The organism is Trinickia sp. (assembly GCF_057351765.1).
The window spans coordinates 195,798-220,016 of sequence record NZ_JBMRBK010000036.1; the positions used below are offsets into that span (position 1 = coordinate 195,798).

Annotated in this window: 23 protein-coding genes; 10 read left to right on the forward strand and 13 right to left on the reverse strand. The window is 63.2% G+C overall.

What is annotated here, in order from left to right:
• Positions 1 to 10: 10 nt before the first annotated feature.
• The 9 genes from ACO1XS_RS09225 to ehuR form a co-directional block, all read right to left on the reverse strand.
• Entirely contained in the window at positions 11 to 295 is a 285-nt protein-coding gene (locus ACO1XS_RS09225) for an H-NS histone family protein (protein WP_331574553.1), read from the reverse strand.
• 302 nt (positions 296 to 597) lie between these two features.
• Complete coding sequence (locus tag ACO1XS_RS09230; protein WP_486390506.1) at positions 598 to 1,995, reverse strand: aminotransferase; 1,398 nt, start codon at positions 1,993 to 1,995, stop codon at positions 598 to 600.
• 36 nt (positions 1,996 to 2,031) lie between these two features.
• On the reverse strand, positions 2,032 to 3,516 hold the full coding sequence (locus ACO1XS_RS09235; protein ID WP_331574557.1) for an NAD-dependent succinate-semialdehyde dehydrogenase: 1,485 nt from the start codon (positions 3,514 to 3,516) through the stop codon (positions 2,032 to 2,034).
• Positions 3,517 to 3,661: 145 nt separating this feature from the next.
• Positions 3,662 to 4,174, reverse strand: a complete 513-nt coding sequence (locus tag ACO1XS_RS09240; RefSeq protein ID WP_486390507.1) for an Lrp/AsnC family transcriptional regulator — start codon at positions 4,172 to 4,174, stop codon at positions 3,662 to 3,664.
• 33 nt (positions 4,175 to 4,207) lie between these two features.
• On the reverse strand, positions 4,208 to 5,230 hold the full coding sequence (gene doeB, locus ACO1XS_RS09245) for a N(2)-acetyl-L-2,4-diaminobutanoate deacetylase DoeB (protein ID WP_486390508.1): 1,023 nt from the start codon (positions 5,228 to 5,230) through the stop codon (positions 4,208 to 4,210).
• 6 nt (positions 5,231 to 5,236) lie between these two features.
• Entirely contained in the window at positions 5,237 to 6,463 is a 1,227-nt protein-coding gene (doeA, locus tag ACO1XS_RS09250) for an ectoine hydrolase DoeA (protein ID WP_486390509.1), read from the reverse strand.
• A gap of 59 nt (positions 6,464 to 6,522) precedes the next feature.
• Positions 6,523 to 7,515, reverse strand: a complete 993-nt coding sequence (locus tag ACO1XS_RS09255; RefSeq protein WP_486390510.1) for a cyclodeaminase — start codon at positions 7,513 to 7,515, stop codon at positions 6,523 to 6,525.
• Entirely contained in the window at positions 7,512 to 8,519 is a 1,008-nt protein-coding gene (eutB, locus tag ACO1XS_RS09260; RefSeq protein WP_486390511.1) for a hydroxyectoine utilization dehydratase EutB, read from the reverse strand. The genes ACO1XS_RS09255 and eutB overlap by 4 nt, the downstream gene beginning before the upstream one ends.
• A gap of 138 nt (positions 8,520 to 8,657) precedes the next feature.
• The gene (gene ehuR, locus ACO1XS_RS09265; RefSeq protein ID WP_440559075.1) at positions 8,658 to 10,058 is read right to left on the reverse strand and encodes a MocR-like ectoine utilization transcription factor EhuR; all 1,401 of its coding nucleotides are present in this window, start codon (positions 10,056 to 10,058) and stop codon (positions 8,658 to 8,660) included.
• Positions 10,059 to 10,278: 220 nt separating this feature from the next.
• On the opposite strand from ehuR, the gene ehuB reads away from it, so the two are divergent.
• From ehuB to ehuA, 4 genes are all read left to right on the forward strand, one after another.
• Entirely contained in the window at positions 10,279 to 11,145 is an 867-nt protein-coding gene (gene ehuB, locus ACO1XS_RS09270) for an ectoine/hydroxyectoine ABC transporter substrate-binding protein EhuB (protein WP_331574571.1), read from the forward strand.
• A 74-nt stretch (positions 11,146 to 11,219) separates the two neighbouring features.
• Positions 11,220 to 11,885: an ectoine/hydroxyectoine ABC transporter permease subunit EhuC gene (gene ehuC, locus ACO1XS_RS09275; protein ID WP_331574573.1), complete on the forward strand. Its 666-nt coding sequence runs from the start codon at positions 11,220 to 11,222 to the stop codon at positions 11,883 to 11,885.
• A complete protein-coding gene (gene ehuD, locus ACO1XS_RS09280) occupies positions 11,882 to 12,550 on the forward strand; it encodes an ectoine/hydroxyectoine ABC transporter permease subunit EhuD (protein WP_331574575.1) in 669 nt (222 codons plus the stop codon). Before ehuC ends, ehuD begins: the two co-directional genes overlap by 4 nt.
• 68 nt (positions 12,551 to 12,618) lie before the next feature.
• Entirely contained in the window at positions 12,619 to 13,464 is an 846-nt protein-coding gene (gene ehuA / locus ACO1XS_RS09285) for an ectoine/hydroxyectoine ABC transporter ATP-binding protein EhuA (protein ID WP_414720361.1), read from the forward strand.
• Positions 13,465 to 13,534: 70 nt separating this feature from the next.
• Here ehuA and ACO1XS_RS09290 read toward each other — a convergent pair whose 3' ends face one another.
• Both ACO1XS_RS09290 and shiA read right to left on the reverse strand, forming a co-directional pair.
• Positions 13,535 to 14,308 (reverse strand): IclR family transcriptional regulator domain-containing protein, encoded by a 774-nt coding sequence (locus tag ACO1XS_RS09290; RefSeq protein WP_331574577.1) that lies wholly within the window; start codon positions 14,306 to 14,308, stop codon positions 13,535 to 13,537.
• A 76-nt stretch (positions 14,309 to 14,384) separates the two neighbouring features.
• Positions 14,385 to 15,689, reverse strand: coding sequence for a shikimate transporter (gene shiA, locus ACO1XS_RS09295; RefSeq protein WP_331574579.1), 1,305 nt, complete (start codon positions 15,687 to 15,689; stop codon positions 14,385 to 14,387).
• 319 nt (positions 15,690 to 16,008) lie between these two features.
• Between shiA and ACO1XS_RS09300 the strand changes: the two genes are divergently transcribed.
• Entirely contained in the window at positions 16,009 to 17,124 is a 1,116-nt protein-coding gene (locus tag ACO1XS_RS09300; protein ID WP_331574581.1) for a 4-hydroxyphenylpyruvate dioxygenase family protein, read from the forward strand.
• Positions 17,125 to 17,195: 71 nt separating this feature from the next.
• Positions 17,196 to 17,876, forward strand: a complete 681-nt coding sequence (locus ACO1XS_RS09305; protein WP_331574583.1) for a TetR/AcrR family transcriptional regulator — start codon at positions 17,196 to 17,198, stop codon at positions 17,874 to 17,876.
• 82 nt (positions 17,877 to 17,958) lie between these two features.
• Here ACO1XS_RS09305 and ACO1XS_RS09310 read toward each other — a convergent pair whose 3' ends face one another.
• Together ACO1XS_RS09310 and ACO1XS_RS09315 are read right to left on the reverse strand one after the other, a co-directional pair.
• Positions 17,959 to 19,311 (reverse strand): MFS transporter, encoded by a 1,353-nt coding sequence (locus ACO1XS_RS09310; RefSeq protein ID WP_486390512.1) that lies wholly within the window; start codon positions 19,309 to 19,311, stop codon positions 17,959 to 17,961.
• 77 nt (positions 19,312 to 19,388) lie between these two features.
• The gene (locus ACO1XS_RS09315) at positions 19,389 to 20,261 is read right to left on the reverse strand and encodes a shikimate dehydrogenase (protein ID WP_486390513.1); all 873 of its coding nucleotides are present in this window, start codon (positions 20,259 to 20,261) and stop codon (positions 19,389 to 19,391) included.
• Positions 20,262 to 20,489: 228 nt separating this feature from the next.
• Here ACO1XS_RS09315 and ACO1XS_RS09320 point away from each other — a divergent pair, with 228 nt between their 5' ends.
• The 4 genes from ACO1XS_RS09320 to ACO1XS_RS09335 all read left to right on the forward strand — a co-directional run bounded on the left by ACO1XS_RS09320 (position 20,490) and on the right by ACO1XS_RS09335 (position 24,201).
• Entirely contained in the window at positions 20,490 to 22,379 is a 1,890-nt protein-coding gene (locus ACO1XS_RS09320) for a bifunctional sugar phosphate isomerase/epimerase/4-hydroxyphenylpyruvate dioxygenase family protein (protein ID WP_486390514.1), read from the forward strand.
• A 178-nt stretch (positions 22,380 to 22,557) separates the two neighbouring features.
• Positions 22,558 to 23,490, forward strand: coding sequence for a threonine ammonia-lyase (locus ACO1XS_RS09325; RefSeq protein ID WP_486390515.1), 933 nt, complete (start codon positions 22,558 to 22,560; stop codon positions 23,488 to 23,490).
• 136 nt (positions 23,491 to 23,626) lie between these two features.
• Positions 23,627 to 23,872: a hypothetical protein gene (locus tag ACO1XS_RS09330; RefSeq protein WP_331566559.1), complete on the forward strand. Its 246-nt coding sequence runs from the start codon at positions 23,627 to 23,629 to the stop codon at positions 23,870 to 23,872.
• 101 nt (positions 23,873 to 23,973) lie between these two features.
• Positions 23,974 to 24,201, forward strand: a complete 228-nt coding sequence (locus ACO1XS_RS09335) for a hypothetical protein (RefSeq protein ID WP_331570641.1) — start codon at positions 23,974 to 23,976, stop codon at positions 24,199 to 24,201.
• Positions 24,202 to 24,219 lie beyond the last annotated feature (18 nt).

The following is a 24,219-nucleotide window of genomic DNA, read 5'->3' on the forward strand; positions in this document are numbered from 1 at the left end:
AGAGCGGGCTTTAGCGCGCGACGCGGAATTGCTCGGGGTCCTTCCCTTTCAGCCAGCGGGGCCGCGGTCCCCGGCCGCCCCAGGTTTCGCCGGTTTCCGGATCGCGAAATTGCGGCACGCGATTGGTCGGTTTGGCCTTACGGCGCGTACCGAAAACGTCTTCGGGCGTAAAGCCGAATGCGGCAATCGTTTCGCGAATCTGGTGCAGCGCATGCTGTGCTTCGGCGCGGCGCGCATCTTCGATTTGCGCATCCAATTCCTGCTTTTTCGCAAGTAGTTCTTTGTAGGTCGACACGGACTCTTTCCTCCAATATCAGAAGCCAAACGGAACGCATTCTAGCGGTGCTTGCGGCAATTGTGGAATGGCGCGGTGAAATATTCATCCATTCGGCCAGGTTCGAATATGCGTTATTGCGCTCGACACGCGCACTAGCAATGCTCGCGCCCGCTCATTCGCACATTGCCGCAGCGATTATTGCGAATCGTTCGTCGATATCGGAAAAAAAAGCAAAAGAAAAGACAAAACCCCCTCTTCGCGACCGCAAAGGGGCGCAAAAAAGGGGCTCGGCAGATCGGGGATACGGTGCTCGCGCAGCCTTACGCCGCTGCCGCGGCAGCGGCGAGTTCCGACGCGACCTCGTCAACCGCTTCACGCGCGAGGCGCACGATCTCGTCGACGTCGGCACGCGTCGTGATGAGCGGCGGTGCGAAGCCGAGAATGTCGCCATGGGGCATGGCGCGGGCGATGAGTCCGCGCCGCAGCGCCGCGGCCGATACTCGCGGGCCGACTTTGAGCCCCGCATCGAACGCACGCCGCTCGTCCTTGTCGGCCATGAACTCGAGCGCGGCCAACATGCCCGCACCCCGCACCTCGCCGACGAGAGGATGAGCGTCGAACGCCGCATGCAGCCGTTCGAGCAGATAGGCTCCGCTCGATGCTGCATTTTCGGCAATGCGCTCGCGCTCGAGAATATCGAGATTGGCGAGCGCCGCCGCCGCGCAAATCGGATGACCCGAGTAGGTCCACCCGTGCCCCATCGCGCCGAACTCGCTAGAGGCTTTGTCGATGACGTCCCAGACACGTTCGCCGACGATCACGCCGGAAAGCGGTGCATAGGCACTCGTCAGTCCTTTCGCGACCGTGATCAGATCGGGCTGAATGCCGTAATGCTGGGAGCCCATTTTCGAGCCGAGTCGCCCGAAACCGCATACCACCTCGTCGGCAATCAGCAAAATGTCATGCTTTTTCAAGACTTGCTGGATGGCGGGCCAATAGCCGGCCGGCGGCGGCACGATGCCGCCCGTACCCATTACGGGTTCGCCAATGAATGCGGCGATGGTATCGGCGCCTTCGCGGGCGATGAGCTTTTCGAGTTCGTCCACACAGTAGGCGACGAATTGAGCTTCGTTCATGCCGGCCGGCGCCTTGCGGTACCAATGCGGACAAACGGTATGCTTGACGCGGTCGATCGGCAGATCGAAGCATTGATGAAAGCTCGCCAGACCGGTCAGGCTACCTGTCACGATGCCGGAACCGTGGTACCCGCGATCGCGAGAAACGATCTTCTTCTTGTTGGGGCGTCCGAGCACATTGTTGTAGTACCAGACGAGCTTGATCTGTGTTTCGTTCGCGTCCGAGCCGGACATGCCGTAGTAGACCTTCTTCATGCCCTGGGGCGCCCAGTCGATGATGCGTGCGGACAGTTCGATCACCGTATCGGTCGAGTGGCCGACGTACGTGTGGTAATAAGCAAGCTTTTTAGCCTGTTCGTAAATCGCCTCGGCCACCTCCGTGCGCCCGTAGCCGATGTTGACGCAATACAGGCCCGCGAAGGCGTCGATATACGAGCGCCCCTCGTGGTCCTCGATACGTATTCCCTTTGCCCCGGTGACGATGCGCCCCGGCAGCACGCCGGCGGCGTGATCGTGGGCATGCGTCGACGGGTGCATGAAGTGGGCGCGGTCCGCCGCAAAGAGACGTTCGAATTCAGTCATGGGATTCTCCAAAAAAGTTCGGGCTGCATCAGGTTTTCAGAATGCGGCGGCTTCGCTCGCCGGGAGGCCGAGCTGGCCCAGGCAGAAATATTTGGTCTCGACGAACGGTTCGAAGCCCTCGCTCCCGCCTTCCCGGCCGAGGCCCGAAGCCTTCATGCCGCCGAACGGAATCGGCGCGCCCGTGAATCGCGCGCCGTTGACCGACACCATGGCGAAGTCGAGCCGGCGAATGAGCTGAAAAATGGTGTTCACATTCGTCGAACAGACGTAGGCGGCGAGGCCATAGTCGGTGTCGTTCGCCCGTCGTATCGCTTCGTCGAGCGAATCGAACGATGAGACGGCCGAGATCGGCGCGAAGTTTTCCTCGTCGTAGACACGCATGCCAGGCGCCGCATCGGCGATCACCGTCGGCTCGAAGAACCAGCCGCCCAACGGATGCGGCGCGCCGCCCGTCGTAATGCGCGCGCCGCGTTGGCGTGCGTCGGCCACGCGTGCCAGCGTCGCATCGAATGCCGCCTGATGCATGAGCGGACCGATATCGACATCGGCTTCGAATGCCGGACCGACTTTCAATGCGCGAACCGCCTGCGTATAACGTTCGACGAATGCGTCGTAGAGCTCGCGCGCGACGAGGATCCGGTTCGCCGCGCAGCAATCCTGGCCCGAGGTCTGAAACTTCGCCGCAACGGCAACCGTGACGGCTTGCTCGAGATTCGCATCCGCCGCGACGACGAATGGAGCATTGCCGCCCAGCTCGAGCGCGATCTTTTTGATGCCGGCCCGCGCGGCGGCGCGTGTCACGAGCGCACCGACGCGTGTCGATCCCGTGAAGCTCACGGCTCGCACACGCGCGTCGCGAACGAGCGTCTCCATTGCCATCTGAGGATCGCCGAGCACCACGTTGAATACGCCCGGAGCAAATCCAGCCTCTTCCGCGAGCTGCGCGAGCGCCAGGGCCGAGAACGGTGTCTCGTGGGCCGGCTTGATCACGACGGTGCACCCGGCGCCAAGGGCAGCGGCGGCCTTGCGCGTGATCATGGCGACCGGAAAGTTCCACGGCGTGATGAGCGCCGCCACGCCAACCGGCTCGATGACCGTGCCGGGGTGCGCATCGTCGATGTGTGCCGCGATATTGCGTCCGGCCAGGCGTTTGGCCTCGTGAGCGAACCAGTCGATGAAACTCGCCGCGTAGGCGATTTCGCCACGCGCCTCTTTGAGCGGCTTGCCCTGCTCGAGAGAAACGATCGCTGCCAGATCGTCGCGATGCCGCGCAACGAGCTCATGCCACCGCGAAAGCGCCGCCGCGCGTTCGTTGACTGGCGTCCAGCGCCAACGCTCGAATGCGCGTTGCGCCGCCGCGATCGCGCTTTCGATCTGCGAGTGCGTCAGCATCGGCACATGACCGAGCAGGCTTTGATCCGCCGGATTCAGCACGGCGACCGTTTTGGCATCGTCACTATGCACCCACCGTCCGTCGATGTAGCAAAGCGACTTCATTAGTACGGGATGGCCCAGCAACATGGAAGACTCCTTCGTCGATCGATCCATGTCTCTCACTGTATCGGCCGACGCTCCGCGACATTTTTGGTTTTGTGCCGCTGCACAAGCACTTTTTTTCGTTTGAACGGCCCGTTGCACGAATTTTTCCGAGCGCAGCAAAATCGGATCAATTGCCGGGGGACTCCGCGCCCGCCGCCACGACCCACTGCGGCGCGTCGCTTGGAGAAGCCTTGACGACCTTGGTCACGATGTAAGTGAAATAGCGCTCGATTCCGAGCTCGTCGGTGAGCAGCGAATCGATGAAACGCTGGTAGTGATCGATATCGCGCGAAGCGACATGCATGACATAGTCGACCCCGCCTCCCGTCGCATAGCACTGCTGGACCTCGGACGCGGCCGCGATGCGCTCCTCGAAGCGCCGCATATCGTGAGCCGTGTGGCGCGCGAGCGTGACTTCGACGACGATGCGGCTTCCCTTGAACGCTCCCACCCAATCGATCTCGGCCCGATAGCCGCGGATGAGTCCGATGTCCTCCAATCGGCGCACGCGCTCCCACACCGGCGAGATCGAGAGATTCACTTCCTCCGCGAGACGCGACTTGGTGATCCGGCCGTCGCGCGCCAGCACGCGCAGGATGGCGAGATCGTAGCGATCGAGCTTGTATCCGTTCCCGTTCATCGCGTGCTCTTCGTCGTGAATTCGACCGCCTGCTCAGTGCGTCGCGATGCCGCGTTCGACGACCTCGGCCACCACCGCGATGGTGTCTCCCACCCGGACCAGACCTGGAAAGTGACGCGCCGCGAAGATGCCGCCGCGGCGCGCGCGGTACTCGCGGGGCCGCGCGCCCGTACGCGTGATGTCGTGGACGCGCGCCAGCACTTCCCCTGCTTCGACGGTATCGCCGAGGTCTTTGCACATCTCGATCAAGCCATCGTGCTCGCTCGTCGTGTAGCAATCCCCATCAGGCATATCGAGCAACGTCGTCGTGCGCGGTGCCGCGCGAGTACCGGCATCGGCATCGCAGATGCCGGCGTGAGCGAGAAATCCACGCACGCCGCGCTCGGCAATGCGAACGCTCGACGCGCTTGCGCTTCCACCGCCGCCGAGTTCCGTCGTCACGAAGACTTTGCCCGCCTCTTCCGCCGCCGTATCGAAGAGCCCCACGCTGTCGAGTTCGAGCATACGCATCGAGTAGGGTGCACCGAATGCGCGCATTGCGGCGTCGGCACGGGCCTGCTGTTGCGCATCCGGCAATACGTGAACCGCCGCAAACGGTACGAAGTCGAGTGTCTTGCCGCCCGCGTGAATATCGAGCACGTAATCGGCGAGCGGCAGCAGATGGCGCTGAAAATAGTCGGCGATTTTCTCGGTCACCGTGCCGTCGGGGCGCCCCGGAAAGCTGCGATTGAGGTTGCCCTTGTCGATCGGCGAGGTACGGGTGCCCGCGCGAAACGCAGGATAGTTCATGAACGGCACGACGATCACGCGCCCGGCGATCTCGCTCGCCTTGAGTGTCGAAGCCAGCTTCGACAGTGCAATCGGTCCTTCATACTCGTCGCCATGATTGCCGCCGGTAATGAGCGCCGTCGGCCCCGCGCCGCGCTTGATCACCGTGATCGGGATCATCACCGCCCCCCACGCGGAGGCATCGTGCGAGTGGGGCAGCTTCAAAAAACCGTGCTGTTCGCCTTCGGCTTCGAAGTCGATCGTCGGTTGAATCGGGGAAGCGCGCATCGTCCCTCACTCCTTCACGAAGAGCCGTCGCGGCGTGTTGCAAAACGTCTCGACACCGTTCGCCGTGATGAGAATGCTCTCCGTGATCTCGAGCCCCCAATCGTCGAGCCACAGCCCCGGCATGAAGTGGAACGTCATACCGGGCTCCAGTACAGTCTTGTCGCCGGGGCGCAAGCTCATCGTGCGCTCGCCCCAATCGGGCGGGTAGCTTGCACCGATCGGATAACCGCAGCGGCTGTTCTTCTCGATGCCGAATTTCCTGAGTACGGCGAAGAATGCGTTGGCGATGTCCTCGCAGGTATTGCCCGGTTTCGCGGCCTGCAGGCCCGCTTCGATGCCTTCGACGACGGCGCGCTCGCCCTCCACGAAATGCTTCGGCGGCTTGCCGAGATAGACGGTGCGCGATTGCGGGCAGTGGTAGCGCCGGTAGCATCCGGCAATCTCGAAGAACGTCCCCGCATCGCGGGCGAAGGGGGTGTCGTCCCAGGTCAGATGCGGTGCGGCCGCATCGGCGCCCGTCGGCAAAAGCGGCACGATGGCCGGATAGTCGCCGCCGTGTTCTCCCACACCGGTCACGCCCGCTGCAAAAATTTCGGCCACGAGATCGTTTTTGCGCATACCGGGTTCGATACGCTCGACGATGTGCGCGTGCATCTTCTCGACAATGCGCGCCGCGATCCGCATGTATTCGATTTCGCGCGGCGACTTGACGGCCCGTTGCCAATTGACGAGCCCTGTCGCATCGACCCACTTCGCGTTGGGCAGATTGCGCCCGAGCGACGCGAAGGCGGCCGCACTGAAGTAGTAGTTGTCGAGTTCGACGCCGATGCGCAACCCACCCCACCCGCGCGCCTCGATCACCTCGCGCGAGAGGTAGTCCATCGGATGGCGCTCGCGCGACTGGACGTAGTGGTCGGGATAGCCGACGATCTGCGCATGGTCCATGAAGACCGTGCGCTTGGCACCGTTCGCGTCCTGTCCGCGCCCGAACCAGATCGGCTCTCCGTCGTGGGCCAGCACGACGCATTGATGCACGTAGAACGACCAGCCGTCGTACCCCGTGAGCCAGGCCATATTGCTCGGGTCCGTGACGATCAGCAGATCGATTCCCGAGTTCGCCATCGCGCGGCGCGCCTTGGCTATGCGCGCGTCGTATTCGCTCCGCTCGAACGGCAGACGTACGGCCGCCGCCACGGGTTCGCCCTTCAACTGTTGCCGGATGTCTTCTGCCATATGCTCCTCTCGCATCGATCCCGGTCCGCTCCGCACCGCGACAGACCGCATTCAAACTCTCATACGTTACGAAACGCGGTACCCGCCCCGGCCGCGCGCACGCGCTCGAGCGCGAGTGCCGCGATTGCCGTGTCCTGCGCACCCGTGCCTGTCAGATCGCATATCGTCACGTCGGCGGCGCTCGTGCGTCCCGCGGCGCGGCCCGCAACGATTGCCCCGAGTTCAGGGAATACCGCGTCCCGTTCGCACACGCCGGATTCGATCGCGTGGCGAAGCTCACCCAACACGCGCGTCTGACTGAGTCGGTCGCAGATATAGCGCGCCTGCGCCAACACAGCGGGCGCGATCTCGTTCTTGTGCTCGGCGTCCGATCCCATCGCCGTGATATGGAGCCCGGGGTGCAAATCGCCCGGACCGACGAGCGGCTCGCGGCTGGGCGTCGTCGTGATGGCAATATCGGCGCAACGCAATGCCGCACCGACGTCCGACATCACCTCGCAAGGCAATCCGAGCGTCCCGCGGACATCGGCCGCCAACCGCTCGGCCGAGGCCCGCTTGCGCGCCCAGACGGTCACGGCCTCGATATCGCGAACGAGCGTCAGTGCCTGGAGTTGCAGACGTGCCTGCTCTCCCGCGCCGATGACCGCTGCCCGCTTCGCATCCGGTCGCGCGAGCCAGCGCGCCGCAACGGCGCCGGCTGCGGCCGTTCGCACCGCGGTCAGATAGCCGTTGTCGAGCAGTACCGCCTGCGTCACGCCCGTCTTCGCCGACAGCACGAGCATGAGCCCGTTCAGACTCGGTAGCCCCAGCGCCGGATTGTCGAAGAAGCCGGGACTCACCTTGATCGCGAAGCTCTCGAAACGCGGCAGATAGGCTGTCTTCACGTCGACCTCGCCGCGATGCGCGGGCACGTCCAATCGAAGAACCGGCGGCATGGCGACCGCTTCCGTCGCCAGCGAGACGAACGCCGCCTCCACTTGATCGATGGCCGCGCGATCGAGCGGCACGAGTTCGCGAAGCGTTGCTTCGCCGGCAATGAGAATGTCGCTCATGAGAAGACGTGCTCCGGTTCGACGTCTGGCGCTTCGAGCAGCAAGCGTCGATGCAGATCCATATCGATGTTCGCGCCGCTTGCGATGAGAACGATCGGACCGCGGCGCGCCTGCGTGGAAGCCGACACGGCACCGCCGAGTACGGCGGCTATGCCGACCGCGGCGGCGCCCTCCAGGATCAGCCGCTCGTGCCGATACGCATGGACGATGGCACGTGCGATCGCTTCCTCATCGACCAAAAGCGCATCGTCGATCAACGATCGCGTCATCGAAAAGGTGTATCGATTCGCAAGACCGATGCCGCCGCCCAGCGAATCGGCCAATGTCGCGATTTCGTCGACGCATACGGGTTTGCCGGCTGCAAGGCTGGCGTGCATGGCCGCGCCGCTGCGCATCGTGACGCCCGTGAGCTTGACTTCGGGACAGCACTGCCGGGCCGCGAATGCAACACCGGAAAAAAGCCCGCCGCCTGACAGCGGCACCACGATCTGCGCGACGGCGGGCAGCGCTTCGATGATTTCGAGCCCGATCGTCGCCTGCCCGGCGATGACGTCGAGGTCGTCGAAGGGCGGCACATACGCGAGCCCTTCTTGCGCCGCGAGCCGCGCCGCTTCTCGTTCGGCGTCGTCCTGGCTGTTGCCGGCCAGACATACCTTCGCGCCGAGCGCCCGCACGGCTTGCACTTTGTTCTGAGGAACCCGCGACGAAAGGCAGACCGTGGCCTCGAGGCCCAGCGCGTGCGCGGCATGCGCGACCGCCCGGCCGTGATTGCCCGTCGATGCGGTGACGACGCGCGTCACACCGCGCTCGGCCAATTGCGCGAGCGCGTTGGTCGCGCCGCGGATCTTGAAGCTGCCCGTCGGCTGTACGGTTTCGAGCTTCAGGTAGACGCGGGTACCGGCGAGCTCGGAAAGGCTCGCGGATTCGACGAGCGGCGTAAGGGCAACACGGCCCATGAGGCGACGCCGCGCACGGTAGACATCGGCAAGCGAAATGACGGACATAGACGGGTACACCGATAAAAGTCGAGCGCGGCCCCAAGGGCATGCGGCTCATCAGTGCTGCCCAGTCTAATGTCCTGAAAAACGAATTCGATTGTCCTAGTTCATTTCGGATTCGGCGCACGCGTTCGATCGATACCGTCAATCGACCGCGTGGACCTGCGGATATTGTTCGAACACTTCGCGTACGGTCTGCAGCGCCTCGGCGAAGACGTCGTCGCTGACTTCCGCCCCCACGCACAGCCGCACTGCATTCGGCCGGCTTTCGACACCGCGCACGAGAAACGGATCGGGCGACGTCACGGCGATATGGCGCTTGCGCAGTGCCCGCACGAGATGATCGGCCTGCCAGTGCTCCGGCACGCGCAGCCATACAGAGAGTGCGTGGGGGTGGCTGCCCTGCACGTAGCTGCCGAGCATCTGCGCGACGAGCGCCTGCCTGCGCGCGAGGCGCTCGCGCTGTATCTGTACGAGGCGGGTAGCCGTACCGTCGTCGATCCAGCGCGTGGCGATCTCCGCCATCGGCGAAGTCGCCATCCAGCTCGAAACGCGCAGCGTACTCTCGGTGCGCAACGCGAGCCGGCGCGGCGTGCTCAGATAACCGATGCGCAGTCCCGCGAGCACCGATTTCGTCATGCTCGTGCAATAGAACGAGAGCTCGGGAATCAGGCTCGAAATCGGCGGCAGCGGCTTCGTGAGCAGCGGACCGTAAACATCGTCTTCGATGACATAAACACCATAGCGCTCCGCAATCCGCGCGATCGCGCGCCGCCGGGATTCAGGCATGAGCGCCACGGTCGGATTGTTCAGATTGGGCGTACAGACCAATGCCGTCACGCGTTCGCTGTCGCAAAGCTCCTCGAAATGCTCGGGATGGATGCCGAACTCGTCGATCTCGAGACCTTTGAGGGTAAACCCAAGTACGTTGGCCGACCCGATCACGCCGTGATCGGTCAAGCTTTCGCAGACGACGGTATCGCCGGGCCGCACGAGCGATGCGAGCGCGAGAAAAATGCCGTGCGCAGCGCCATTCGTGACGAGCAGCGTATCGGTCGACGCCGGCATGCGAAGCGCGTCGAGCCAGGCCACACCCGCGCGCCGATGATGCTCGAAACCGGCGATCGGCCGAAACGCGCGAATCCAGGGCTGATCTTCGATTTTTGCGAGTTTGGCGCAGATCTTGCGCCACATCGCATCGTGCTCCGGCGTGTGGATGATGCGTGCGATCGAAAAATCGATGACGGAGCGCTCGGCCGTATCGAGCATGTAGTTGGCCATCTTTTCGGTGACGCGCGGGGCGACGAAGCTGCCCCGCCCGACCTCGCACCGAATGAGCCCCTGGCGCTCGAGCTCCTTGTACGCGTTGGTGACCGTCTGCACGCTGATTTGCAGTTCGCCGGCCACGTCTCGCTGCGGCGGCAGCCGCGTGCCGGCCGTCAGCACCGAGGCTTCGATGTCCGCCGCAATGGCCTTGACGAGCCGTTTGTACTTCGATTCCACGCCGTGGACCGCCCGTACCGCATCGCGCCAATCTTGGATCACTGTCTGCCTCCGCTCGTCCCATTTCGCATGGTGTGACAAAACGCACAGGGAGAATTATTGTCCTAGAGCAATCGAGAACAAAAAAATGGCTTTGTATCCTGCGCTCAGGACAAGGTTTCACGGCTTTGGCATCGATCTCGCCGGCCCGATCGCGGGCCTTGTCTGATCAGGCCGGCGCGCTCGTCGCCGAACGGACTCACCCACTACGCTCGGGAATGTCATGAAAGCCAATCGGTTCAGCCAGTTGTCAGGATTACTCATCGCCGGTTGCCTTGTCGCAGCCGGCTTCGTCATGCTAGTACCGAGCGCGTTCGCGGAAACGACGCTGCAACGCATTCAGCGTACCGGCGAAGTCCGCATCGGCTATGCGAACGAAGCCCCGTTCGCCTACACTGCCCCCGACGGTACCGTCACCGGCGAATCTCCGGAGATTGCCAAGAAGGTCTTTGCCAAGCTTGGCGTCAAGAAAGTCGATGCCGTGCTGACGGAATGGGGCTCGCTGATTCCGGGCCTCAAGGCGGGCCGCTTCGACGTCATCGCCGCGGGTATGTACATCACCCCGGAACGGTGCAAGCAGGTTGCGTTCGCCGATCCGCAATACCAGATCCAGGACACGCTGCTCGTGCAAAAAGGCAACCCGAAGAAGCTGCAAAGCTACAAGGACATCGCGAAACTGCCCGACGCGAAGCTTGCGGTCATGTCCGGTACCGTCGAGGTCGGCTACTCGCAGCAAGAAGGCGTGAAAACGGACCAACTCCTGCAGGTACCCGATACGACCGCTCAACTGCAGGCCGTGCGCGCCCGCCGCGTCGATGCCGCCGTCGGCACCGGTCTCACGATGAAGGCGCTTGCGAAGAAGGACCCGGGGCAGGTCGAAGTCGTCACCAGCTTTACCGACGATCCGAAGCACACCGGTTACGGCGCGCTGGCGTTTCGCCAGGAGGATACGGACTTGCGCGACGCCGTCGACAAGGTGCTGCACAGCTGGCTCGGCACCCCCGATCATCTGCAAACGGTTGCACCGTTCGGCTTCGACAAGTCGAATCTGACGACAAAAACCGCGGCCGAGATCTGCAGCGGTAGCTGAGCGGCGGCGTGCCGCCGATTCGCGCGAGCTAGCGCCGCCCGCTCCCGAAACATCCGGACACGAGGAAACGTCCAATGTCGGAATTGCTCCCCTTGCTGCTGCGCGGCACACTCGTCACGGTGCAGATCGCCGCGCTCGGCACACTCCTCGCGATCGTCATGGCCTGCGTCGCGACTGCGGCGAAACTCTCGCCGTTCGCGCCGCTGCGCTGGATCGGCAACGTGTACGTCGAGGTGTTTCGCGGCACCTCGTTGCTCGTGCAACTTTTCTGGTTCTTTTTCGTCCTGCCGTTGCCGCCGATCTCCATCAGCATGACGCCGTTCCAGGTGGCAATCATCGGCCTCGGGCTGCACTATGGTGCTTATGGGTCCGAGATCCTGCGCGGCGCGCTGCGCTCCGTGCCCGGCGGACAATACGAAGCGGCCCTTGCGCTCAACCTGCCCGCACTGACTCGGCTGCGACGCATCATTGCCCCGCAAGCGATGATCAACGCGCTGCCGCCCGCCACGAACCTGATGATCGAGTTGCTCAAAGGCACCTCGCTCGTTTCGCTCATCACGCTCTCGGATCTCTCGTTCAGAGCACGCCAGCTGGACCAGGCGACGTTCGAGACCGCCGAGATCTTCACGCTGACACTCGTGATCTACTTCGTGCTGGCGCAATTGCTCGCCACCGTCATGCGTTATTTCGAGCGCCGCGTCAGCCATGGCTACGGTGTCGCGCGGGGAGGCGCCAAATGAACGGCACGGACCGCCTTTTCGATCTCGGCTATGCCGAGCGCATTCTGCCGGCCTTGCTTCACGCGTCGGTCTATACGATTCTCATCACGCTCGTCGGTTTCGCCATTGCGCTGGCGCTGGGGCTCGTTTTCGCCGTACTGCGACGCAGCCCCATCAAGCCTGTCTCTTATACGGTGACGTTCATCGTCGAATTCATTCGCAGCACACCGTTGCTGATTCAGGTTTATGTCATCTTCTACGTGCTGCCCGTCTACGGGATCACGATGTCCGCATTGACGGCCGGTACGATCGGAATTGCGCTGCACTATGCGTGCTATACGTCCGAGGTCTATCGCGCGGGATTGAACTGCGTCGCGCGCGGGCAATGGGAAGCCGCGTGCGCGCTTTCGCTATCGCCTTGGCGCACATACCGCAGCATCGTGCTGCCGCAGGCCATTCGTCCCGTCATCCCGGCGCTCGGCAACTATCTCGTGGCCATGTTCAAGGACACGCCTGTGTTGTCGGCGATTACCGTTGTCGAGTTGATGCAGCAGGCGAAGAATATCGGTTCCGAAACGTTCCGCTATCTCGAGCCCATCACGCTCGCCGGCGTTTTCTTTCTGATCATCAGCGTGAGCTTCGCCGCACTCGTGCGTCGTGTCGAACGCGCGGTGAGGCTGCCATGATGAAAACCTCGTCCGACACGCCGACCAATCTAACCGCCTCTCCCGCAACGCCCGTCATGGAGCAACCGATGAAGCGAGACGACGAACGCACCCTCGCCCAGCGCGGCGAGGATGCCGCGCAAACACCGCAACGAGCGCAAGCCGCACCCATGGTGCGCTTTCTCGGTGTCACGAAACGCTATGGCGCCCTGACGGTGCTCGACGAGCTCGATCTCGATGTCGCGCCGAACGAAAAGGTTGCGATCATCGGGCCCAGCGGCTCGGGCAAATCGACTCTGCTGCGTGTGCTCATGACGCTGGATCCGCTGACGAGCGGCATGATCGAAGTCGACGGAGAACCGCTCACCCACATGCGCAGCGGCGGCAAGCTCGTGCCGGCCTCGCCGCGCCACCTGCGCGCCGTCCGCAGCAAGATCGGCATGGTCTTTCAGAGCTTCAATCTGTTTCCGCACATGACCGCGCTGCAAAACACGATCGAAGCGCCGATCCACTCGCTGGGGCTCGCCCGCAACGAAGCCGTCGAACGTGCGCGCGAGCTGCTATCGCTCGTCGGTCTGGCCGACAAATGCAATCACTATCCGTCGCAACTCTCGGGCGGACAGCAGCAGCGCGTCGCGATCGCGCGCGCACTGGCGATGCGGCCGAAAGTCATGCTGTTCGACGAGGTCACGTCCGCGCTCGATCCCGAGCTTTGCGGCGAGGTACTCAATGTGATTCGCCGGCTCGGCGAGGAGCACAACCTGACGATGCTGATGGTCACGCATCAGATGGGTTTCGCGAAGGACTTCGCGGACCGCGTCTGTTTCTTTTCGCAGGGAAAGATCGTCGAACAAGGGCCGCCGCGGGAATTCTTCTCCGCACCGAAGCACGAACGGACGCAGCAGTTTTTGCGCGCGGTGCGCGAAGCGCTTTGAGAGCGCCGCAGCCAATCCATGCCGCGCCTCGCCACCTCCCGGCCCAATAGGCGGCAGACGCGCGAACGCCCTAAAGCACGTTCATCATCGCCAGCGCGGTTTCCTGCAAATAAGGCAGCACGCGCTGCAGCGCCGCTTCAGTCGTTTCCTTGCCGATCGGCATGTTGGTACTGAGCGCGGCAACCGCAACGCCCTGCCGGTTCTTGAGCGCAACGGCGATGCCTCGCACGCCGACCTGCAATTGCTGTTCGACGACGGCAAAGCCTTCCGCGCGCGAGCGCCGGATCGCCTCGCGCAACTGCGCCTTGTCCGTTATCGTGTACGGGGTGAACGGCGCGAGCTCCGTCGTATCGAGCCATTCGTTCATGGCGTCCTGATTCGGCTGATGCGCGAGCAGCACCACGCCAGGCGAAGCAAGCGGCGCCGGCACGCGCGCGCCCAGCACGAAACCCGTGGTCATGACGCGCGACGCGCCGTTACGCGCGATGAACACCAGTTCCCATTCGTCCAGCACGCTCACATAGACCGATTCCTTCAGCGTCGCGCTCAACTGCTGCAAATACGGCTGCACGAGACGAGGCAGACGGGCCGAATCGAAATACGACCAGCCGACTCGCAGCACGCGCGGTGTCAGGCCGTAGAGCTTGCCGTCGGTATAGACATAGCCGAGATGCTCGAGCGTCAGCAGATAGCGGCGCGCGGCGGTACGGGAGAGGCCCGTACGCACCCCGGCTTCGGTCGCCGTCATGCGGGCGTGTTTGTCATCGAAGGCTTCGAGAATGGCGAGCCCCTTCTCGAGCCCGGCGATCCAGTCGCGCTTGTCGAGGGCCGGCGGCCGCTTCATGGAGCGGCTCGCAGACAGGACGAATACGCGCGGGCCCTGGGCACGACCGCGATCCCGGCTTTGCGCAACAGCGCGCTCAACGCTTGCCCATTCGCCATGCCACGACGAACGAGAGCAGACAGCCGACGACGAGGTAAGCCGCAACGGGATGCCAAGACCCACCCGCGAAGGCAACGAGCGCCGCGGCGATGAACGGCGTAAAACCGCCGCCGACCACACTCGCCACCTGATAGCCCACCCCGGCGCCGCTATAGCGGTACGAAGCGCCGAAGAACTCCGTAAACATCGGTTGTTGGACGCTCACGACCATGTCATGCGAGATATTGGCAAGCAACACCGCGAAAATCACGATCGGCAGCGTTGCGCGCGCTTCGAGCGCGAGGAAGAACGGTACAGCCGCCAGCGCACCGATCAGCGCGCCCGTCAAATAAACACGCCGCCGCCCGAACCTGTCGGCCAGCCATGCAAAGCACGGGATCGTCACGCAACTGACCGAGCCCACGATCAAGCCGATATGCAGGAAAAGATCGCGCGACATACCGAGGTTTGCCGTCGAGTAACTGAGCGCGAATGTCGTCACGATGTACATCGTGAACAACTCGGCCAGCCGCAGTGCAATGATGAGCGCGAAGCCGCCGGGATGGTTGCGCAGCGCTTCGAGCACCGGCAGGCGCGCCTTGTGGTGCCCGACCTCGACTTCCTTGACGAACTCCTGCGACTCTTCCATGCTCGAGCGAATCCACAGCGCCACACCGACAAGCACGACGCTGAACAGAAACGGTAGGCGCCACCCCCAGGATTTGAACGCCGCATTGTCGATCGATTGGCTGATGATCGAAACGATCCCGGTCGACAGAATCAGGCCGACGCCATAACCCACCTGCACACCGCTGCTATAGAACGCTTTCTTGCCTTCCGGCGCGCTTTCAACGGCCATCAACGCGGCGCCGCCCCACTCCCCGCCCACGGCAAAGCCCTGGATGGCCCGCAGCGCGACGAGCAGCACGGGCGCCCACCAGCCGATGCTGGCAAATGTTGGCAAAAGCCCGATCGATGCGGTGGACAGCCCCATCAGCATGACGGTCAACACGAGCATGCGCTTGCGGCCGAGACGGTCTCCGAAATGCCCGAAAACGACACCGCCCAATGGCCGGAACAGAAAACCCACACCGAACGTCGCGAACGCGGCGATCATGCCCATCGCGGGTCCCACGCTCGGGAAAAACGCCGAGTTGAACACGAGGGCCGCGACGATGCCGTAAAGCAAAAAATCGTACCAATCGACGACGGCGCCGACGAAGCTGCCGAGCGCGGCTTTTCGCGCGCGGCTTCGCGACGGATCGATCGCGGCCTTGTCGAGTGCGTGAGCTGCTGGAATCATGACGATGTCTCCGGATTATTCGAATCGACGCGAACGCGCCTGGCCTGTTCGTTCGAGGCTGCGGTACCCCAAAGCACCGCGCTGTGCGACAGTTGCACGGAGCATAAGCGGGCGAGCTTGCGCAGACAACGGATTTCCGGCGGGCGACGTGCGATGATCGTAATGTTCCGTGCGATGATCGCACGCTTTCGGGGTTTGCACCGACCGGCCGGCCGATCGAAAAACGCTGTGCGCGCGGGCAGGCTCGCAGGTAGATGTACTGAATGGTTAAAATTACGCGTCGCGGCAAGCGCTGCATGAGCCCGAGGAGGCTGTCCCAATGATCACCGACTTTCCCGATTCGTCCGCAAAGCCGCTCGTCGGTGACAGCGCGCCATCCAATCCGCTTGGCATCGCCGGACTCGAATTCGTGGAGTTCGCGGCGCCCGCGCCCGACGCGCTTGCGCGGCGTTTCGAGCAGCTAGGCTTCACGGCGCGCGCGCGACACGTCAGCAAGGCCGTCACGCTCTACCGCCAGGGCACGATGAACTTCCTGATCAATGCCGAACCGGACTCGTTCGCGGCCCGCTACGCCGAGGAGTATGGAGCGGGCATTTGCGCGATCGGGGTGCGCGTGAACGATGCGCAACGCGCGTTCGAGCGCGCGACGGAGCGTGGCGCATGGGCCTTCGAAGGCGAAAGCGTCGGTCAGTCGGAACTCGTGATTCCCGCGATTCAAGGCATCGGCAATTCGCACATCTACTTCGTGGATCGGTGGCACGGCCGCGGCGGCGCGACCGGCGACCAGACGATTTTCGATATCGACTTTCGCCCGCTCCCCGCTGCGACCGGCAGCGCAACGACCGGCAGCGACGCCGGCCTGTCGCAGGTCGATCACTTCACGCAGATGGTCGGTGCGGGGCGAATCTCCGAGTGGCTGGACTTTTATCGGGAGATGCTCGACTTTCGCGAGATTCACGAGTTGCACGCCGACTGGCATGTTTCGTCCGATTCGCGCGTCATGCAGTCGCCTTGCGGTGGCATCACGATCCCGCTTTACGAAGAAGGCACGCAGCGCACGCGGCTCTTGCACGAGTATCTGCCCGATCATCCCGGCGAAGGCGTGCAGCACATCGCCCTTGCGACGAACGACATCCTGAGCTGCGTGGATAAGCTACGTGCGAACGGACTCGAGTTTCTCGAACCGCCGCCGCGCTACTACGCGGAAATCGACGCCCGATTGCCGGGGCATGGCCTCGATATCGAGGCGCTGCGCAGCCGTAACGTCCTGGTCGACGGCGCGATCGAGGAAAATGGCGCGCCACGGCTTTTCCTGCAAACGTTCGTCAGGCGGGGGCCCACCGAAATCTTCTTCGAGGTCGTCGAGCGTCGCGGTCATCATGGTTTCGGCGAAGGCAATCTGCAAGCGCTCGAACATGCCCGCGCGGCGGGCTAAGGCCTGCTGACGCGGCGCGGGCGGTGATCGACGCATGCTAGAATGCGCCGTCATAGCCGCACCCGCGCAAAATGAAAAAGGCCCCCGTCAAGGCAACCGTGTCCAACGGTAATGAGCTACCCGCCGAAGCCCGCCGCAAATACGATCCCGAAGAAACGAAGCGCAATATCCTCGAAGTCGCCACGCAGGAGTTCTCCGCGATGGGGCTTTCGGGTGCGCGCGTCGACGCGATTGCGGAGCGCACCAATACGACGAAGCGCATGCTCTATTACTACTTCGAGAGCAAGGAAGGGCTTTACGAAGCCGTGCTCGAGAAAGTCTACGGCGATATTCGCACGCTGGAGCAAGCGCTCAACGTCGAAGAACTGGAGCCCGAGGAAGGGATGCGCCGCCTGGTCGAATTCACGTTCGACTATCACGACAAGCACCGCGATTTCGTTCGGCTCATCGCAATCGAGAACGTCCATAGCGCGAAATACATCACGCAGCTGAAGGCATTCAAAAGCCGCAACGTCAGCATCGTCAATACGATCGAAGATTTGCTCGCGCGCGGGGCCGCCGAAGGGCGCTTTCGGCCCGATATCGATCCGATCGATCTGCACCTGCTCATCAGTTCGTTCTGCTTTCACCGCGTGTCGAACCGTTATACGTTCGGCGCGGCGTTCGGCCGTGACCCGTCGCATCCGCGGTTGCGGACACGGCATCGGGACATGATCGTCGATGCCGTGCTGCGCTTCGTTCGCGAACCGTGATGCAGTCAGCGTAGACGCACCAGCGGCTACGGCGGCATTGCGCCGCCGTAAGATGCCCCGGTCCCGCGATGAGCGGGGGCGGTTATGACGCCAGCGAAATCCGCTTGATATCGCCGACGACGAATACGTACGAGAGCGCCCCGATCAGCGCGACTACGCCGATGAAAACGAGCGCGCCGACGAACGATCCCGTTGCCGCGACGATGAAGCCGATCACGAGTGGCGTGACGATGCCCGCGAGGTTCGCCGCGAAGTTGAAGATGCCGCCGGTCAAACCGAGCAAGCCCTCGGGCGCGATGTCGGAAACGAGCGTCCAGCCCAGCGCGGCCATGCCCTGCGCAAAGAACGCAACCGACATGATCGCAATGACGACCGTATCGCTCTTCACATAGTTGGCCAGCACGATCGTGGACGCGAGCAGGAGCCCGGTGATGATCGGCAGCTTGCGCGCGACGTTCGCCGACTTCCCGCGCCGCAGCAGCGAGTCGGACAACCACCCTCCGAACATCACGCCGATCGAAGCCGCAATGAACGGCAAAATGGCGAAGAAGCCGATCTTGAGCCAACCCATATGCCGTTCAGTGGCCAGATAGGTGGGGAACCACGTCAGGAAGAAGACCAGCGTCGAATTGCCGGCGAACTGGCCAAGGCAAATCCCCGTGAGCTGGCGATGCTTGAGCAACTCGCCGATCGTGCTCCACGAAAAGCTGCTCGATGCGCGTGCACGGTTGCGCTCGTCGCGCGTGAGACCACCGCCCGCCTCGATGTATTCGATCTCGGCCGCATTGGCACGCGGGTGTTCGTGCGGTTCGCGATAAAAGAGCCACCAGACGAGACCGAAGACGATACCGGCCGCGCCCACCACGAAGAACAACGAGCGCCATCCGTAAGCGCCCATCAACGCGAACAGCAACGGACTGAAGCACGCAAGACCGATGTATTCGCCGACCGTATAAGTCCCGGTGGCCAACGCCCGCTCGCGCTGGGGAAACCAGGTTGCCACGACGCGGCTGTTGGTCGGAAAGCAAGGCGATTCCGAAACGCCGAGTCCGAGCCGGCACGCGAGCAGCGATCCCACGCCGTGTACAAGACCTTGCGCAAGCGTGAAGACCGACCAGAACGTCATCGCGATGTAATACGTGAGCTTGCTGCCGAACCGGTCGAGAAAGATCCCGCCCGGGATCTGCGAGGCGGCATAGGTCCACGAAAAAGCGGAAAACATGATGCCCATCACCGCGGCGCCGATGCCGAGCTCCTTGGTGAGCTGCGGCGCCGCAATGCCCAGCACCGTCCGGTCGAGATAGTTGATCATCGTACCGACTGCGAGCAGCGCGAGGATCTCGTAGCGCGCGGACGAACGGCGCATGGTGCTCGAGGCCGTACGTTCGGCGGCTGGCGGCTGCCCCGGCACGCCGGAAGGAATCTGCTGTCGCATGGTTGATGTCTCCTGTCAGTATCGATCGAATAAGTGTGGTGGGAGTGCGGTAACGCGGCGGCGCCAGGGTCCGAAGTTCAGCGCAGCAAGGTTTGGAAGTGCTCGAACATCCGTTCGGCATTCGGCGCGATGCCTGTAAAAATCTCGAATGCCTCGACGGCCTGATAGACAGCCATGCCGCCGCCGGTCAACGTGCGGCACCCCAGCGCTTCTGCCGCGTTCAGCAGTTCGGTCTTGATCGGGAAATAGACGACATCGGCCACCCACAGGCGCGGGTGCAGCAGTTCCGATGGAAGCGGGAGCCCGGGATGCTTCGCCATTCCGGTAGGTGTCGCGTGAATGAGGCCGTCGGCCGCCGCAAGCGCATCCCCCAGCATCGCCGGCGAGCCGTCGATCGCATGAACCCGCGCTTGCGGAAAACGCACTTGCAGCTCGGCCGCAAGCGCCCGCGCCCGAGAAGGGTCGACATCGACGAGCGCGAGCTCGCGCGCGCCCATCGTCATCGCAGCGTGCGCCACCGCCGCACCCGCTCCGCCCGCCCCGAGCTGAACGACGCGCTCGCACGATGCGCCGGGTAGACCGCGCTCGAAGGCGCGGCGAAATCCGGACCAGTCCGTGTTGTGGCCGATGCGGCGCCCGCCTTTGAACTGCACGGTGTTGACGGCCCCGAGCGCGCGTGCGTCGTCGGAAAGCTCATCGAGTAGCTCGATGACGGCCTGCTTGCACGGATACGTCACGTTCACGCCATCGAATCCCATCGATTCGGCAGCTTCGAGCAGATTCGGCAATGCGGATACATCGCGGCGCAGCATTTCGAGGTCGATGCGGCGATACACGTACGTAAGCCCGAGGCGGCGGGCCTCCTCCTCGTGCATTGCCGGGGATAGCGATCCGCCTATGCCCGAGCCGATCAAACCGACCAGAAACGAGCGTTCGATTGTCCTTGTCACGACTGACTCCTGGATCCTGATTCCTGTCGGACGCAAGTGTCGCGCTTTTTCCCGCGCTTGTCGGTTGGGGTTTGTACGAATTTGTACCATCTAGTTAGTTCCTAGAATACAATCGATCGAACACGTGCGGCATGGGCATTCCCGCGCATGAGTCTGTGATCAACTCGTACATTTTTCCTTGATCGACCGCTGCGGAAGGCACGCAAACCGCGCGCTCGGGAGTCATTCATGAAACGCTCCATTGCAACCGTTTCCGTCAGCGGAACGCTGCTCGAAAAACTCCACGCCATTCGCCAGGCAGGTTTCGACGGCGTCGAGATCTTCGAGAACGATCTGCTCTATTTCGACGGAACGCCCGGCGATGTCCGACGCGCGGCGAATGACCTGGGGCTCGAAATCGTGCTGTTTCAGCCGTTTCGCGACTTCGAGGGCGTGAGCGAAGAGCGCTTCGCACGCAATCTCGAACGTGCGCGGCGCAAGTTCGAACTGATGCATGCGCTCGGTTCGGATCGCCTGCTCGTTTGCAGCAACGTGTCGCCCGATGCGATCGGCGACGAAGCGCTCATCGTCGATCAGTTGGGCGCGCTGGCATGCGCGGCGCAAAGCGCTGGCATCGTGGTGGCATACGAAGCGCTCGCCTGGGGCCGCCACGTCAAGACCTACGGACGAGCCTGGACGATGGTCGATGCGGTCGATCATCCGAATCTGGGGCTCGCCCTCGACAGCTTCCACACGTTGTCGCTCGGCGATCCGATCGACGGCATCGCCTCGATCCCCGGGCACCGGATAGCCTTCGTGCAGATTGCCGATGCGCCGAAGCTCGCGATGGACGTGCTCGAATGGAGCCGCCATTACCGCTGCTTTCCCGGCCAGGGGGACCTCGATGTGGCAGGCTTTACCGCGCGCGTCGTCGAATCGGGCTATGCGGGGCCGCTTTCGCTCGAGATATTCAACGATGGATTTCGCGCCGCACCGCCGGCCAGTACGGCGATGGACGGCTATCGCTCGCTGCTTTATCTCGAAGACTGCGCACGCACGCTGCTCGAAAACACCCACACGCCTGCTGCGCCCGGTGTTGCCCTGTTCGCGCCGCCGGCAGCGCCTGCGCACGTCGGGTTCCAGTTCCTCGAATTCGCCGCCGACGATGCGGCGGTTGCACAATTGACGGACTGGCTAGGCAAGCTTGGCTTTGCGCGTACCGGCCAGCACCGCTCGAAGGACGTCACGCTGTTTCAGCAGGGCTCGGCCGCAATCGTGCTCAATGCCGAGCGCGATTCGTTCGCCGGCGCGTTTCACGCGCGGCATGGCCTGTCGCTTTGCGCGTCGGCGTTTCGCGTGGACGATGCCGGCGCTGCGTTCGAGCACGCGGCCAGCTTCGGTTACAAGCCGTTCTCGGGACGAGTGGGCCCGAACGAGCGCGTGCTGCCGAGCGTGCTCGCGCCGGATGGCAGCCTCCAATATTTCGTCGACGAGACGCCTGGTGCGCCCACGCTGTTCGAATCCGATTTCGTCCTCACGCCGAGCCCGACGCCGCACGAATCGAGGATCACCGGCATCGATCACGTCAGCCTCTCGCTACCGGGCGATTCGCTCGATACCTGGATTTTATTTTTCAGGACCGCGTTCGGTTTTGAAGCGGAACCGGCGTGGCTCGTTCCCGATCCGTATGGCCTCGTGCGCAGCAAGGCGATGCGCAGCCGCGACGGATCGGTGCGCATCGCGCTGAATGCGTCGCTCGACCGGCATACGGCAGCGGCTAGAGCATTGGAAACCTATCGCGGCTCCGGGCTGGACCACGTTGCGTTCAAAACGCCGGACATCTTCGGCGCGCTGGCCGCCTTCCGCGCGAACGGCGTGCCCATGCTGCGGATACCGGGCAACTATTACGACGACCTTTCGGCCCGCTATGCGCTAGCCGACGAATTCATCGAAACGCTGCGCGAGCATCACATGCTGTACGACCGCGACGAGCGCGGCGGCGAGTTTCTGCACGCATACACGGAACAGATCGGGGGGCGCTTCTCGATCGAAATCGCCGAGCGGCGCGGCGGGTACGACGGCTATGGCGCGGCCAATGCCGCTGTCAGGCTTGCCGCGCAAGCGCGGACGCGGCGTTAGCCAGGCAGATGGCGCCCTCCGGAGCGTTTCGTGATTGCGCACGAGGACGGGGGGCACTCCGACACGCTGGTATGATTTTCCATCGTTTCGGAGATCGTCTATGCAGGCCATCAGTGGAAAGCCCACAGAACGCTACGAAGGCGCGGAGCCAGACACGCGACTGGATTTCCGACGCATCGTGCACGCCAGACACCAAATTTCAAAGGTGTTTCGCGACACGCCCCACTTCGAGTGTCCCGCTCTCGGCGAGCTGTTGGACTGCGAGCTGATCGTCAAGCTGGAGACCGCCAACCCGATAGGGTGCTTCAAGGGGCGCGGGAGCGAGGTCGTCATGTCACGCCTCGCATCGAGCCAAGGGCCGAATGCCGCAGTGTGCGCCAGTGCGGGCAATCTGGGGCAAGCACTCGCCTATAGCGGCCGGGCGCGCGGTATTCCGGTTACGGTAATCGCAGGCACAAGTGCCAATGCCGCAAAGATCGATCGAATCCGTCGGCTGGGCGCCGCTGTCGAACTCGTGGACGGAGATATCGAGAATGCGCGCGAGCGTGCCCGGGAAATCGCCGCCAACGGCGATGCATTTCTCGTTGAGGACAGCGAGAACCTCGATACCTGTGAAGGTGCCGGCACCATCGGTCTGGAGCTCGTGGAAGGATTCGATCGCATCGATGTCGTTGCGCTGGCGCTCGGCGGAGGCGCACTGGCGACTGGCGTGGGTCATGTCTTCAAAACCTTGTCGCCGGCGACGGACGTCGTCTGCATCCAGCCCAAAGGCGCACCTGCGATGGCCATGTCATGGCGCGCAGGATCGATCGTCACCACCGAGCGCACCGATACCATCGCAGACGGTGTCGCGGGCAGGTTTCCCCTTCCAGCGGTTCTCCATGACCTGCTGGCCGTTGCCGACCACGTCCCGCTGGTCGAAGAGACGAGCATCGTAACGGCGATGCGCATGCTCTACCGGCACGCTCGCCTCGTTGTCGAACCCTCTGCCGCTCTCGGCATCGCGGCAATCCTCGAAGACCCCTCGCGATATCGAGGTAAACGGGTGGCCGTGGTCCTCTGCGGAGCGAACGTGCTGGTCGATTCATTCAACGCGTGGATGCAAGAGTAATGGAACGGTTCGTCGGGCCGCCCGGGATTATTACGACGTAATGCCTTGTTGCAAAACCAGGGCCGCGATTTTAAGCGTCACTTAAGCCGACTTGAGCACCATCGATTCGGCTGAATTTTGGGATAAGGGCCCTGCCATGCACGACACGACCGAGCGCGCCATGCCAAAGCCACGCACCATGCTGCGGCGCATCCTGAGCCACCATGAGATCGCAACGCTCCTGTTGTTGCTGCACGCGCCGGTCGACCTCGCGGCAAAGCCGGAGATCCCGTTACTCAGGGAAGCTGGGCTGATCGAGCAAGTCAATACCGAGCAAGGCGACACGCGCTTTCAATTGACGGAGGATGGTAACGCTGTCTTGCGGGGGCTCGGTGTCTCCTGAGGCGACGCGTCTATGGCCGTTACCGACGACGAAGCAAGATGGTGCCGAGCTGACAAAACCGGCAAGAAAAGAATAGCCACTCGAGTGCTGGCCACCACGTCGTGACGCGAGGCATTCGCGCCATACGCGAAGCGTCGGGGCGCCATTGCACCTACCTCCGACGCGCCGACGACGTCCTCAAATCGTCCGATTACCACCTCAGTCCGTTCGTGCTCGAGAGCGTGCTGATCGAGCACGAAGCCATCGCCGACGCTGCTGTCGTGCCGAGCCCCGATCCGTTGCGCCTATCCTTGCAAGCAACGACGCCAGGATTGTGCGCCGTCAGTTGACCGTAGACAGCTTTTTTC

Coding starts and splice junctions, on each gene's coding strand:
- ACO1XS_RS09230 (WP_486390506.1), bottom strand. CDS start 1,995: ATGACTGAATTCGAACGTCTCTTTGCGGCGGACCGCGCCCACTTCATG.
- ACO1XS_RS09235 (WP_331574557.1), bottom strand. CDS start 3,516: ATGTTGCTGGGCCATCCCGTACTAATGAAGTCGCTTTGCTACATCGAC.
- ACO1XS_RS09240 (WP_486390507.1), bottom strand. CDS start 4,174: ATGAACGGGAACGGATACAAGCTCGATCGCTACGATCTCGCCATCCTG.
- doeB (WP_486390508.1), bottom strand. CDS start 5,230: ATGCGCGCTTCCCCGATTCAACCGACGATCGACTTCGAAGCCGAAGGC.
- doeA (WP_486390509.1), bottom strand. CDS start 6,463: ATGGCAGAAGACATCCGGCAACAGTTGAAGGGCGAACCCGTGGCGGCG.
- ACO1XS_RS09255 (WP_486390510.1), bottom strand. CDS start 7,515: ATGAGCGACATTCTCATTGCCGGCGAAGCAACGCTTCGCGAACTCGTG.
- eutB (WP_486390511.1), bottom strand. CDS start 8,519: ATGTCCGTCATTTCGCTTGCCGATGTCTACCGTGCGCGGCGTCGCCTC.
- ehuB (WP_331574571.1), top strand. CDS start 10,279: ATGAAAGCCAATCGGTTCAGCCAGTTGTCAGGATTACTCATCGCCGGT.
- ehuC (WP_331574573.1), top strand. CDS start 11,220: ATGTCGGAATTGCTCCCCTTGCTGCTGCGCGGCACACTCGTCACGGTG.
- ehuD (WP_331574575.1), top strand. CDS start 11,882: ATGAACGGCACGGACCGCCTTTTCGATCTCGGCTATGCCGAGCGCATT.
- ehuA (WP_414720361.1), top strand. CDS start 12,619: ATGAAGCGAGACGACGAACGCACCCTCGCCCAGCGCGGCGAGGATGCC.
- ACO1XS_RS09290 (WP_331574577.1), bottom strand. CDS start 14,308: ATGAAGCGGCCGCCGGCCCTCGACAAGCGCGACTGGATCGCCGGGCTC.
- shiA (WP_331574579.1), bottom strand. CDS start 15,689: ATGATTCCAGCAGCTCACGCACTCGACAAGGCCGCGATCGATCCGTCG.
- ACO1XS_RS09300 (WP_331574581.1), top strand. CDS start 16,009: ATGATCACCGACTTTCCCGATTCGTCCGCAAAGCCGCTCGTCGGTGAC.
- ACO1XS_RS09305 (WP_331574583.1), top strand. CDS start 17,196: ATGAAAAAGGCCCCCGTCAAGGCAACCGTGTCCAACGGTAATGAGCTA.
- ACO1XS_RS09310 (WP_486390512.1), bottom strand. CDS start 19,311: ATGCGACAGCAGATTCCTTCCGGCGTGCCGGGGCAGCCGCCAGCCGCC.
- ACO1XS_RS09320 (WP_486390514.1), top strand. CDS start 20,490: ATGAAACGCTCCATTGCAACCGTTTCCGTCAGCGGAACGCTGCTCGAA.
- ACO1XS_RS09330 (WP_331566559.1), top strand. CDS start 23,627: ATGCACGACACGACCGAGCGCGCCATGCCAAAGCCACGCACCATGCTG.